Source organism: Kitasatospora sp. NPDC032150 (assembly GCF_055579945.1).
This window is the reverse complement of record NZ_JBVIMH010000017.1, coordinates 106,408-118,787: the sequence shown is the minus strand read 5'-3', so window position 1 is coordinate 118,787 and position 12,380 is coordinate 106,408. Positions and strand designations below refer to the sequence as shown.

Genomic DNA, 12,380 nt, shown 5'->3' with positions numbered 1-12,380 from the left:
CCGCACCGATGGACGGCCAGGTGGGCGACGCGCAAGTGGCCACCGACGTCAAGTTCGAGACGCTCAAGAACTCCCGGCACGACGAGCGGACCCAGGCGGTCTTCGCCCAGTGGTCGCAGTGCATGAAGGACGCCGGCTTCAACTACCCGGATCCGCTGGCGGCGCTGGGCGACCAGCAATGGCGCAAGACCCCCACGGCCACGCCCTCCGAGCTACGGGCCGCGACCGCCGACGCGGCCTGCCGGCACAAGTCCAACGTGGTGGGCGTCTGGTACGCGGTCGACGTGGCCTACCAGCGGCGGCCGATCGCCGATCACGCCGAGGCCATGGCCAAGGTCAAGGCCGACCTGGAAACTCTGACGAAGGCCGCGACCCAGGCCATGGCCGACTGAACCGTCGCTGGTGCCGACCGCACCGGTGAGACCGACTCCGCACGGCGCGACTGCCCGCCCTCCCCGCCGAGGACGGGCAGTCGCGCCTTTGCATTCCGGGGGAAACGGTAGGTGATGAGATTGCCTGTACCGCGCTGGCACCAGCTCGGCCTGACCGATGTCGGCCCTGGCGGCTTCACGGTGCCCTGGCGACTCGCGAGTCCGACGGTCGATCAAAGTCCGATCCGGCTGGTCGCAGTCGCCTGTCTGGGCGGTGACGGTCCGACCGATGTGGTGGACGCGCTGGCACTGCCACCCGCCGCCCCCACGCAGCCGCAACCGGTGACGCTGGGCGAGGGCGAGCGGAGCCTGGCCGCGCGGACCGCCTGCGGCTACCCCGCCAAGTAACGGTGCCGCACGGCGTGGCCGGGTGCGGCCGCGCCACTCTCCCACTCTGCCCAGGGTGTGCCCGTTCGTCCGGTTGTCCGGGAGGGCCGGACAACCGGACGTCGCCGGACAACCGGACGATGTCCGGGAAGGCCGGTAGCGGGCCCAGCTGCCCGCGTGTTCGCGTCGGCCGCTGTCCGGAGTTGGCCGCCCATCACCAATCTCTGCGGGACTGACTGCCTCCCGGCGCCTTAGAGTGCAGTCGCGCCGGGAGATCGAGAACCACCTGCCCGCCTCCGTCCGAACACCTCGGGTCGGCTGAGCACATGACGTCCACTCGGAAAGAAACGCACCCGACCGCGACAGCCCTGCTGGCCGGCGTAGCGGTCGTTGCGGGTTCCTCGGCCTCGTCCGCCGGTGTCCGCGCGCTCCGAGGTCCCTGGCCGGGGGCGCCGGCGGGGTGAGGCGGCGTCACGTGACCTGTCTCGAACCGGAGCGCGCCGTCAACCCGGTGCCGGGGACTCGGCGGTGCGGTCTGTCCGCGGAAGAAGCTCACTCCAATGCCCTGGCGACGCCGGGGGCATCTCCTCCATTCCCGTTTCCTGAAAGAAGGTTGTTCGTCATGCGCATATTCACCAAGATCGCGGCCGTCGCCGCCCTTGCCGTGCCGGCGCTCGTCGCTGTTCCCGGGACCGCCAACGCCTCCACTCCGTCTGGTTGTTCCAGTGTCACGCAGATCGGTAGCACCGCCTACCTCAACGTCGACGGGCAGACGATGGCGTCGGTGAAGCAGTACAAGGGCTGCGGGAAGAACTACTCCTACCTGTACGTGTGGGAGGGCTACCGCAACTCCCACAGCAGCTGGGATGCGTGCGCGTCCATCCTCACCGGCACCACCATCCGGGACCTCCAGTGCAACTCCAACATGGTGGAGCTGTGGTCCTCCGGCGCCGACACCCTGTCGGAGTGCACCAAGGCCATGGGCTGGAACGGGACCGGCCCCTTCCCCTACCCCAACGAGGTCGTCGCCAAGACCGACGAACGCTGCTGATCGTTCGGCCCACGGCGACCGCCGTGGCGCCGGGTCCCGGAACGGCTGTTGCCGACTGTTCGGCGGATTCCCCGAAGCCGGTCATGTCCATCGAGCAGTACTGACCCCCGAGCCGTCACCAGAACTCGTACCGGTCGCCCGGCGGCGCCGGGGCAGCGGCAAGTGCATCTGCCCCGTCGCCGCCCTTCTCCGCAGCAACCACGTCAGCGACGGCCGCACCGACCAGCGGTGCGGCCGAGCGCTGCCCCGGTCGGGAGCCCTTCATCGGAACCCTCACCCGCCTGCTGCCCGGCACCGGGACGGGGTCGGGGCCGATCCTCCACCAAACCAGAAGGAACCACCGCATGGCATCCGTCATCAAGACCCGGAACACCGCAACCCGACTGCTCGCGGCCGTCGCCGTCCTGAGCGGCCTGGTGCTGAGCGCCGCACAGGCCCACGCGGCAACCCCACCGCCCCATGCCGAGGCATCGGCGGCCACCGCTGCCGCGCTGCCCGTGGTGGACATGGAAGCCACTGTTCTGGCTGCCCAGATCGATCCCCGACGCCCCGACAACACGCTGACCCCGGGGGCCCATGACTCGGTCCTGGCCGTCGAGCAGGCTCTGCAGGCCCGTGGCCTCCTCGACGCCCGTTGGGTGGACGGCTACTTCGGCACCACCACCATCACCGCCTACGCCGCCTTCCAGCGCTCCCTCGGCTACACCGGCCTGGCTGCCAACGGACTGCCCGGCGCCTCCTCCCTCAGCGCACTCGGGCAGGGCCGGTTCACCGTCACCCACAAGATCGGGCCCGGCGCGAAGCTGCAACGCGACGGATACACCATCGACACCCGCACCCAGAACATGCTCACCGAAGCCGAGCGCCTCCTGGGCTTCCACCTCACCCTGTCCCAGGGCTCCTACAACCCCGGCGGCGATCCCACTTCCGCCGGCACCCACGACGGCGGTGGCGTCGTGGACATCGACGTCGACGGCATGTCCAGCAGCACCCGCACCGACGTCGCCAAGGCACTGCGCCAGGTCGGATTCGCCGCCTGGGTCCGCAACCCCAGCCAGGGCGACTGGCCGTGGCACATCCACGCCGCAGCGATCAACGACACCGATCTGTCCACCCAGGCCCAGCACCAGACCGGTGACTACTACCTCGGCCTCAACGGCCTGGCCAACCAGGCCGACGACGACGGCCCCCGCATCCCCATCCAGACCTGGGAGGAGTACCAGCGCACCCACTGACCGCGCGCGGTACCACCCGAACACGACCAGAGAACCCGTCGATGACACGTCACGAGAAGAGTAAGCCTTGAAGAAGATACGCACCACGCTCGCCGTCGCCGGCACCGCACTGGCCATGGCCGTTCCCCTCATCGGCGCCACCTCCGCCCCCGCCTTCGCCGCGTCCCGCGACGGATCCTGCGACGACGGAGAGTTCTGCTACTACTACAACAGCAACGAGGCCGGCTCGGTCTCCGACTTCACCGGCTCCATGAGCGACCTCGGAGCCACCCAGCCGACCTGCTACGAATTCAAGGGCGGCGGCAACGGCCAGGGCGTCTGCGTCAAGAACAACGCCGCATCGGTGTGGAACCGCACCGGGCAGACCGTCCGCGTCTACTTCAACAGCGGCTTCGGCGGCGCCAGCCAGGACTTCGCCCCCGGCGAAAAGGGCAACCTCAACGCCACCCTGAAGAACAACAATGCCTCTCACAAGTTCCTCGGCGGCGGCAGCAGCAGCAGCGACAACCAGCGCGCCACCGACGACTTCGACCACGGTTTCACCCGCGGCTTCTCCAAAAACAACTGCACCGCCTTCGCGGCATTCCGCGTCGCCAGCCGTCTCGGCGTCCCGGACTTCAGCAACTCCTGGGGCGGCACCACCTGGGGCGACGCCAAGGACTGGGCCGGTGCCGCCCGCAGCGTCGGCGTCACCGTCGACACCACCCCCACCGTTGGTGCCATCGCCGTCAACACCGTCCACGGGGACTACGGCCACGTCGCCTACGTCAACGCCGTCTACTCCGACGGCTCCTTCGACGTCGAGGAATACAACTGGAACCACAAATACGCCTACGGCACCCGCAGCCACCTCCACGTCAGCAGCGAGGACAATGAGTTCCAGCGGATGCTCCACTTCTGAGCAACCACCAGCAGGACACCGGCACACCCGGGCCAAGGGCAACCTCACAGCCGGGATGATCTCGTGAGTGTGCAGGTCACGGCGGTGTGACGATGTCCGCCGGAGCCGCAGCGGCGCGCATCGAAGCCCCGTCGGGCAGGTGACCTCTCCAAGTCGCCTTCGTTCGACGGGGCTTGGACGTGCCGCCGGTCCGCCGACGTCCGCCCGGCCGAGTCGAGCCGTGCCGGCACTGCAGAGGTGCTTCGAGAGCTTGATCACCGCGGTCGCCGGGACCAGCGACGCATCGGCGCGGGCCGCAGCCGAGGTGTGGGGCGCCCGGCACGCCTTCACCGACCCCGAGGCGCTCATGGCACACCCGGAGGTCGACCTGGTCACCATCGCCGTACAGCTTCCGCGCCGCGACGGGCTGGTCTCCGCGGCCATCGCGGCGGGCAAACACGTCTACAGCGAGTGGCCACTGGCCCTGTCCGCGGCCCAGGCCGAGCGGTTCCGGACGGCGGCGGAGTCCGCAGGGGTGCGACACGCGGTGGGACTGCAGAGCCGCCACCATCCGGCGGTCCGGCTGATGCACGACCTGATCGCGGACGGCCTCGTCGGAGAGGTGCTGTCGGCCTCGCTGACGTACTCCCTGTCGACACCGGAGGTCTGGTCCGAGCGGTACGCCGCGCTGTTCGACCACACCAAGGGCGTCAACCACGTGGCGGTCGTGGGCGGCCACTCGATGAACATGTACCGCTTCGTCGTCGGCGACTTCACCGAACTGTCGGCGACACTGACGACCCGGATCCGCCGCATCACGCTGGAGGAGACCGGTCGGGAGATCGAGGTAGCCTCCCCGGACCAGATCGCGGTAGCCGGGCTGCTCCATTCCGGTGCCGTACCATCGGCGCACCTCATGACGGGCGGCTGCGGATCGGCAGACACGGCGGCGGACCGCTGGCGCCGCCGCCGGTGGAGGACGCGCAGTGCAGCGGCCGCCGTTCGCACGCTGTGCGGTGATACCGCGGCGAGACCGCGGCGATACCGCAGATCAGCACACTGGGGCGGGCAGTCGGTCGCGTGCTTGTGCGGCCCGGCGGAAGTCATGTGAACGGAATTCAGTACATGCGTGGAATTGCGTGCCGATTCGCTGCCACCGCGACATCCAGCGAGGAGATCTCATGAAGATAAGTCAGTTCTCGGGTTCGCGTCCGCGGAAGGCCGGGGTGCGGGCCGCTGTGGTGTGCGCCGCGGCTCTCACCGTAGTCGGCCTGTCCGGAGCGGAGGCGATGGCCCTGGACTCCGGCTCCACGGCCGCCACCTTCACCCTCTCGCAACCCGACTGGCACGCCAACAGCAGCGCGTCCTCCTCCAGCGTCACGTTGGAGCTGTGGAGCGACGGAAACCTGGTGCTGCACACCATCAGCGACACCGACGGGGGGACCCGGCTGTGGGCCAGCGGTACCGGCGGCAGGGGCGTGACTCACGTGGACTGGTCGCAGTCCGGCTACGCCAAACTGCTGGACGCCTCCAATAACGTCGTGTGCACGCTCGGCAAGCTCAACCCCGCCCCGGGCGGCACGGTCCGGATCCAGGACGACGGCAACATGGTCTTCTACGACACCAACGGCAAGGCCACCTGGTCCACCGGCACCTACAACGGGCCGGGCAACCTCAACTACTGCTACACCTGAGCATCCGGTCCAGCCGCAGACCCCTGCGGCCGGGCCCCGGCCAGAGGGACACCATCGTCGGGCCCGCCGCGGCACAGCGGTGACATCGCGCCGCCCGTCCACGTGCGAGCTCCGGAACCGCCGTGTCGCACGGTGTCATGCCGTTGATCTGCCCACCGCCTTGGCGGTACAGCGTCCGCCCACCATCCAGCCGTACTGCCGCGGGCCAGCGCGAGCAGCGAAGCGGCATGTCGAAGGGACACTCGTGATACTCAGCAAGCCCGGTAGCTCCAAGGCGCGCAGGCGCCTGGGGCGCGCCGCCCTGGTGTGTGCCGCGGCCGTCGGTGCGCTCGGAATGACCGCCACCACCGCGACCGCCGACACGTCCGTCGCGACCTTCACGCTCGCCCAGCCCGACTGGCAGCTCGGCCAGTCGAGTGGGTACGAGAACATAAGGCGTCTGATGCTTCAGGACGACGGCAATCTGGTTCTCCTCAGCTCCGACGGGGAGAACGAATATCCGATATGGGCCTCGGGCACGAGCGGGAAGGGCGTGACCCACGTGGACTGGTCGCAGTCCGGATATGTCAAACTGCTGAACTCCTCCGGCCACATCGTCTGCACCATGGGAGCCCTGAACCCGGCACCGGGTGGCCACGCGACGCTCCTGGCCAATGGCAACTTCGTGTTCTACGACGTCAACGGCAACGCCACCTGGTCCACCGACACCGCCAACACGCATGGCAACCTCAACTACTGCTACACCTGATCCGTCGGCCGGCCGCAGAAGTCATGCGGTGCGCGACGCGGACGCCGCATCGCGCCGAGTGCCGACGAGATCGGCTGCCATCCTGCCGATAACACCTGGCTGGATTCCGGGAACCGGCTGAGGCCTGCCGCCTGTCGGGCGGCGCCGCCGGTCCCATCAACTCGACCTGCTCCATCCGGACTCCAGTCTTCGGCTGGCGTGCCGCTTCCAGCAGGAAGACTCCGGCGACCGTTCCCTCGAACCGTCCGCGCCGGATCACACACGTGGATGCCCCCGAGGACGTCTTCCATCCGGGGGCATCCCCAGTCGGTGGCGCAACCCGCGCGCTGCCGTTCATCACCACCGCACGATTCTCCAGGGAAGAGGAACACCCATGATGAGCGCGAACCGAACCGCCGGATCGCGGCTTCGCAAGACGCTGACCCGGGCCGCGATGATCTGCACGGCGACCGCCGCCGTGATCGGCCTGACCGGGACCGACGCGATGGCCGCCGGCGACTTCGACTCTACGGCCGCGTACTTCACCGCCAACCAGGGCGACTGGTACGCGGGCTACAACACCAACTCGTCCAGCGTGAACCTGGTCTTCCAGGGCGATGGCAACCTGGTGCTGTACACCAACGACGGCTCCAGGGCGCTGTGGGCCAGCGGCACCTACGGCGTGGGCGTGAACCATGTGGACTGGTCGCAGTCCGGTTACATCGCGCTGAAGCACGACAACGACACCATCTGCACCATCGGCAAGCTGAACCCCGCCCCGGGTGGCCACGCGGTCGTCCAGGCCGACGGCAACCTCGTCTTCTACCGGGCCGACGGCTCTGCCGCCTGGTCCAGCGGCACCAACGGCCTCTCCCAGGGCACCGCGAACTACTGCGCGTCCTGACGGGCCCTCGGGTCCTCTCCTAGGCCCAGGAAGGTGGGACCGCCGCAGCGATGCGGCGGTCCCACCCGATGGTTCAACGTCCGGCAAAGCCCCCACGGGCAACTCTGGCCACTGCCGACTCAAGCCTGCTGACAGGCAGACAGGCACGGCAGTACGGGCACAGCACCGCTGGAACCGCTCCGTCGATCCGTGCGGCCGGTCGTCGCCTCGCGCCGATGCCGGAGGTTACGGCCCGGTCCCCGATGTTCTGTCACAAGCCCTGTGCCCGGAGGTCCCGGAGTGATTGGAGACGGTGGTGTGGCACCCGGCGCGGCCGGACTACGGCGGGCAGCTGGGCAAGCCGCGGTCCCGGCAGAGCATCGGAATGAACTGACGGTTGGTCGGGATGCTCTACGGGCGGATCACCGTCAGGCGGAACGGGCCGCCGTTGGCCGCGGCGAAGGCGATGGCGTCGTTGGCGTCGTCTAGGGCGAACTCGGTGACGTCGAAGGCGCTCAGGTCCCGGGGAGAGGCGGTAAGTGATGAGAAGCTCCCCGGTAACTTATGTAACAATCTGACCGCCCATCATCACACGCGCGAAACAAGCTGTCGTCGGTCGAGGGGGTTGCGGCGGCTTCGGGTAGCCGGCGTTACCGGGGCGGCGGAGTACAGGGGGGCCGGAGATGTTCGGATCGCACATTGTCGGTGGCGGCGAGGTGACCCTTGTCCCGTAGGCCACGACCTCTCGACCCCGGCGATGGCCCGCTGCAGGCGTTCGCGTACGAGCTGAGGTGTCTGCGGCAGAAGGCCGGGAATCCGACCTACCGGGCACTCGCGGCCGTGGCGGGTTTCAGTGCCACGACGCTGAACGACGCTGCCGGTGGCGTGCGCAGGCCCACGCTCGAGGTGACGCTGGCGTACGTCGGCGCCTGCCGCGGCGACGTCGAGCTCTGGGAGAAGCGCTGGTACGCGCTCGACCGCCAGCTCGCCGGCAGCACCGGAGTCGATGCGCGGGTCCAGCCCGGTGCGCCGGTCCGGCCCGGTACGACTGCCGAGCCGGATACGCGGGTCCAGCCGTCGCGGGTCCAGGCCCCCCGGATGGTTTCGGCGGTGATCGCGCCGACCGAGGCGGACGCCGAGGAGTGCGACCCGGTGGCGGACGTGCCGCGCACGCAGGACTTCGGACCCGAACCGGTTGGCAACGAGGGGTCGAGCGCACCTGGCCGGCCCTGGTGGTGGTCACGGGCGCGGCTGCCCGCCGCGGGCGTCGCCCTGGTGTTGGTGTTGACCAGCCTGCTCGTGGTCTGGCAGCGCGTGGCGGGCGAGACGAACACGGCTGCCGAATCGGACTGTCCGGCCATGCCGGCCGACGGGACGATGTTCCATGGCACGACCTACACAGGGTCCACCCGGGTCCGCAGTGGCGCCAGCCGCAACGCGGCGGTGATCGGTGAGATCTCGCCCGGCTGCAAACTCCACTTCGTCGGCTTCTGCGTCGGTGACGTGGTGATGGACTACACGGGCGGAACACCCGACGCGCGCTGGTTCGAACTGAGCGGTGGCGGGATGGTCGCGTCGGCGACAGTGCACGGCAATCCGCCCGCGGAGTCGAAACCGGACCTCTGCCCCGGTGGGCTCCCCGTTCCCTCGTCGATCGCTCTGGCGGTCGCTCAGCACCCGGGCGATCCCGAAGCCGTGGACCTGCACGCCACCGGGTCCTACCTGGGCATCGTGGGGTTCGCCGCGTACTTCTCCGATGTCGGTCAGGCAGTGCCTGTACCGCGCTGGCACCAGCTCGGCCTGACCGATGTCGGCCCTGGCGGCTTCACTGTGCCCTGGCGACTCGCGAGTCCGACGGTCGATCGGAGTCCGATCCGGCTGGTCGCAGTCGCCTGTCTGGGCGGTGACGGTCCGACCGATGTGGTGGACGCGCTGGCACTGCCACCCGCCGCCCCCACGCAGCCGCAACCGGTGACGCTGGGCGAGGGCGAGCGGAGCCTGGCCGCGCGGACCGCCTGCGGCTACCCCGCCAAGTAACGGTGCCGCACGGCGTGGCCGGGTGCGGCCGCGCCACTCTGCCACTCTGCCCAGGGTGTGCCCGTTCGTCCGGTTGTCCGGACGTCGCCGGACAACCGGACGATGTCCGGGAAAGCCGGTAGCGGGCCCAGCTGCCCGCGTGTTCGCGTCGGCCGCTGTCCGGAGTTGACCGCCCATCACCAGAATCTGCGGGACTGACTGCCTCCCGGCGCCTTAGAAAGGGGATTGATCATCATCAGTGCGTCGCGAAGCGCGTCAGCGCCTTCCACCACCCACCGCAGAGGAGAACAGCCGAGTGGAGTTCGGGATCCTGGGGCCCCTGCTGGTCCGCGACGGTGGGCAGGACCGCGTCGTCCCCGGCGGCAGGCAACGTGCGCTTCTCGCGGCACTGCTGGTCCGGCACGGTCAGCCGACATCCGCGCAGTTCCTGGCCGAGGCGATCTGGGACGGACAGCCGCCCAGGAGCTCCGCCGCCGCCCTGCGCAACTACGTGATGCGGCTGCGCAACGCCCTGGGCGGGGCGGGCGAGCGGATCCGAAGCACCCGCGGCGGCTACCTGATCGACCTCGACGAGCGGGAGCTCGACGTCCGGCAGTTCACCCTCCTCCGGGACCAGGGCGTCTCGGCACTGCGGCAGCAGGACTTCGAACGCGCGGCCACCCTGCTGGACGAGGCCCTCGGGTTGTGGCGGGGATCGGCACTCGAGGACATCCCCTCGGACGTCCTGCGCCACAACGTGGCCTGCTGGCTGGCCGAGGCCCGACTGGACGCCATGGAGGCGCTGAGCGAGGCGCGGCTGCGCCTGGGCGGCGACGCCCGTGCCCTCATCGCCGAACTGCGCGCGTGGACCTCGGAGCACCCGGAACGGGAGCGGCTCTGGGGCCAGCTCATGACGGCGCTGTACCGCGGCGGGCGGCAGTCCGAGGCGTTGACCGTCTACCAGCAGATGCGGCAGACGCTGGTCGAGGAGATCGGTGTCGAGCCGGGCCGCGAACTACGCGAGATCCACCAGCGCGTCCTGCGCGGGGAGCCCGATCCGTACGGGCCGGCTCGGGCGCGCCCCGAGCCGATCAGCGCGGGATCCGGGCCTGCGACCGAACCGGCCGGCGGGTCCGCGACCGGGAACCCCACCACCGCGAAGCCCACGGCCGTGCAGCCGAACGCCGACCCGGGAGTGGCTGTCGTGACGCCATGCCAGCTCCCGCCGCCCCCAACCGACTTCACCGGACGCGCCGAGCAGGCATCCCTGCTCATTGACCGGCTGACCACCCCGAACCGCCCGGCACCGTTCGTCGCGGTGATCTCCGGCCAGCCCGGAGTCGGCAAGCGGGCGCTGGCCGGCCACGCCGCGCACGCCGCCCGGTCCGAGTTCCCGGACGGCATCCTCCACGCCGACCTGCGCGCCACGGCCGACCGGCCGGCCGAACCCGCCGCCGTGCTCCGCGCCTTCCTGCTCGCCCTGGGAGTTCCCGCCGAGCGGGTGCCGGCCGGCCTGGACGAGCGCGTCTCGCTCTACCGCTCGCTGCTGACCGGCCGCCGGGTGCTGGTGGTGCTGGACGACGCCCGCGACAGCGCGCAGCTGCGCCCGCTGCTGCCGAGCGAGCCCAGTTGCGCGGCCCTGGCCACCAGTCGTCACCGGCTGCCCGACCTGTTGGAGGCGCTGCCGCTCGAACTGGACGTGCTGACCGTGCCAGAGGCCGAGCTGCTCCTCCGCCGGCTGGTCGGGTCGCCGAGGGTCGCGGCCGAACCACAGGCCGCGGCCCGGGTCGTCGACGCATGCGACCGGCTCCCGCTGGCATTGCGGATCTGCGCCGCCCGGCTCGGCGCGCGGCCCGCGTGGAGCATCGGGTACCTCGCCGACCGGCTGACCGGCGAACTGCTGCTCGATGAACTGCGGGTCGGAAGCCTGGACCTCAGGGCCCGGGTGGCGGCCGGCTACCGGGCACTCGATCCGGCCGCCGCCTGGGCCTTCAGCCTGGTGGCCACGGTCGCCGACCGCCGGTTCTCGAGCGCGCAGGCCGCCCGGGCCATGGACCTGCCGCTGCCGGCCGCCGAGGAACTGCTCGAACGGCTCGTGGACGCCCACCTGCTGGTCACCGACGGACCCGGCAGCTACTCCTGCCCCACCCTGCTGCGCGCCTTCGCCCGTGAGCAGGGCCGTTCGCCGGCGCGGATGCTGCAGATACCCGCACCCAGGCGGGGCCCCGAGCGCCCGGTCGTGGTCGCCGCCGGCCTCGGGCGGGTGTCCTCGGGCCGGTGACGGTCCCTCCGGCCTGGCGGTACCCGCAGACCCGACCGCCGCCGGCCACGGGATGGACCCGTGTCCGGCGGCGACGAAGGAAAGTCAGCTCAGGATGACGACCGCTCAGCTGAACATGCGGACCGCGTAGCCGTGGCTCTCGGGGGCGGACTGACGTTCGCCGCCGCCGCCGCCGCCGGCCCGGCCTCGGCCGGCGGCTGGGGCTGCTCCGGCAGCGAGGTGAGCGGCTCGCCGTACGCGGTGAAGGACGACAACGGCAACGTGTTCAGCTGGGCGCACCTGTACTACGACTCGTCGAGCGGCCAGAACTGCGCCGTCAACGTGAAGGTTCCCGCGCTCTCCGGCACGCCGAGCTGGACCTACGTCCACCTGGACGCCTGCGCCGAGACGTCCCCGGGCGATTGCACGAGGACCCAGTCCGACGACGACCCGACCGACTTCAGCAAGCGCTACAGCCAGTACGCCGGGCCGGTCCGCGTGAACGCCCAGGACCACTGCATCAGGCTGTGGGCGGAGACCTACGACAACGACACCTGCAATCGCATCCACGCCTGGTACTGGAGCGGCCGGTTCGCCCCCGAGGCCTTCCACTGCGGCTGACACCGCCCTCCGGTCGCGTTCGAACCGCAGTGGCCGGCGCCGCCGCCGAGCCGGGCCCGCAGCGGCCTGGCACTGCCGGTGCGTGAGCGTGCCACTGCGGACGGTTGGTTCACATGGGCGTTACACAGGAATAACAACGTGGTGAGACGACGCTGTTGCGCCGGTCCGCCACGCTGACCGGATGATCGGGCGCGCCACGAGGGCGCGGCGCCGCAGACAAACCCGTGAAGGGACGCCAGAAGATGCGTGGCATAG

Annotated in this window: 13 protein-coding genes; 12 read left to right on the top strand and 1 reads right to left on the bottom strand. The window is 70.3% G+C overall.

Annotated elements, in window-relative coordinates; translation table 11 throughout:
- Positions 1–20: 20 nt before the first annotated feature.
- The 9 genes from ACZ5ON_RS21190 to ACZ5ON_RS21150 all read left to right on the top strand — a co-directional run bounded on the left by ACZ5ON_RS21190 (position 21) and on the right by ACZ5ON_RS21150 (position 7,249).
- On the top strand, positions 21–392 hold the full coding sequence (locus ACZ5ON_RS21190; RefSeq protein WP_465594700.1) for a hypothetical protein: 372 nt from the start codon (positions 21–23) through the stop codon (positions 390–392).
- 114 nt (positions 393–506) lie between these two features.
- Positions 507–779 (top strand): hypothetical protein, encoded by a 273-nt coding sequence (locus ACZ5ON_RS21185; RefSeq protein ID WP_465594697.1) that lies wholly within the window; start codon positions 507–509, stop codon positions 777–779.
- Positions 780–1,380: 601 nt separating this feature from the next.
- On the top strand, positions 1,381–1,809 hold the full coding sequence (locus ACZ5ON_RS21180) for a hypothetical protein (protein WP_465594695.1): 429 nt from the start codon (positions 1,381–1,383) through the stop codon (positions 1,807–1,809).
- A 344-nt stretch (positions 1,810–2,153) separates the two neighbouring features.
- The gene (locus tag ACZ5ON_RS21175) at positions 2,154–3,044 is read left to right on the top strand and encodes a peptidoglycan-binding domain-containing protein (RefSeq protein WP_465594692.1); all 891 of its coding nucleotides are present in this window, start codon (positions 2,154–2,156) and stop codon (positions 3,042–3,044) included.
- Positions 3,045–3,111: 67 nt separating this feature from the next.
- Positions 3,112–3,945, top strand: a complete 834-nt coding sequence (locus tag ACZ5ON_RS21170; protein ID WP_465594688.1) for a CHAP domain-containing protein — start codon at positions 3,112–3,114, stop codon at positions 3,943–3,945.
- A gap of 250 nt (positions 3,946–4,195) precedes the next feature.
- The gene (locus tag ACZ5ON_RS21165; protein ID WP_465594685.1) at positions 4,196–5,035 is read left to right on the top strand and encodes a Gfo/Idh/MocA family protein; all 840 of its coding nucleotides are present in this window, start codon (positions 4,196–4,198) and stop codon (positions 5,033–5,035) included.
- 70 nt (positions 5,036–5,105) lie between these two features.
- The gene (locus tag ACZ5ON_RS21160; protein WP_465594682.1) at positions 5,106–5,618 is read left to right on the top strand and encodes a hypothetical protein; all 513 of its coding nucleotides are present in this window, start codon (positions 5,106–5,108) and stop codon (positions 5,616–5,618) included.
- Positions 5,619–5,862: 244 nt separating this feature from the next.
- Positions 5,863–6,366, top strand: coding sequence for a hypothetical protein (locus ACZ5ON_RS21155; RefSeq protein ID WP_465594679.1), 504 nt, complete (start codon positions 5,863–5,865; stop codon positions 6,364–6,366).
- A 376-nt stretch (positions 6,367–6,742) separates the two neighbouring features.
- Positions 6,743–7,249 carry a hypothetical protein gene (locus tag ACZ5ON_RS21150; RefSeq protein ID WP_465594676.1) on the top strand — a complete coding sequence of 169 codons (507 nt, stop codon included), beginning with the start codon at positions 6,743–6,745 and terminating at the stop codon, positions 7,247–7,249.
- Positions 7,250–7,639: 390 nt separating this feature from the next.
- Here the strand turns inward: ACZ5ON_RS21150 and ACZ5ON_RS21145 are convergent, their stop codons facing one another.
- Positions 7,640–7,801 carry a hypothetical protein gene (locus tag ACZ5ON_RS21145; protein WP_465594673.1) on the bottom strand — a complete coding sequence of 54 codons (162 nt, stop codon included), beginning with the start codon at positions 7,799–7,801 and terminating at the stop codon, positions 7,640–7,642.
- Positions 7,802–7,951: 150 nt separating this feature from the next.
- Here ACZ5ON_RS21145 and ACZ5ON_RS21140 point away from each other — a divergent pair, with 150 nt between their 5' ends.
- The 3 genes from ACZ5ON_RS21140 (at position 7,952) to ACZ5ON_RS21130 (ending at position 12,125) form a co-directional block, all read left to right on the top strand.
- Positions 7,952–9,265, top strand: a complete 1,314-nt coding sequence (locus tag ACZ5ON_RS21140; RefSeq protein ID WP_465594671.1) for a hypothetical protein — start codon at positions 7,952–7,954, stop codon at positions 9,263–9,265.
- A gap of 295 nt (positions 9,266–9,560) precedes the next feature.
- Complete coding sequence (locus ACZ5ON_RS21135; RefSeq protein ID WP_465594668.1) at positions 9,561–11,525, top strand: AfsR/SARP family transcriptional regulator; 1,965 nt, start codon at positions 9,561–9,563, stop codon at positions 11,523–11,525.
- A 132-nt stretch (positions 11,526–11,657) separates the two neighbouring features.
- Positions 11,658–12,125 carry a hypothetical protein gene (locus tag ACZ5ON_RS21130; protein WP_465594665.1) on the top strand — a complete coding sequence of 156 codons (468 nt, stop codon included), beginning with the start codon at positions 11,658–11,660 and terminating at the stop codon, positions 12,123–12,125.
- Positions 12,126–12,380: the final 255 nt, after the last annotated feature.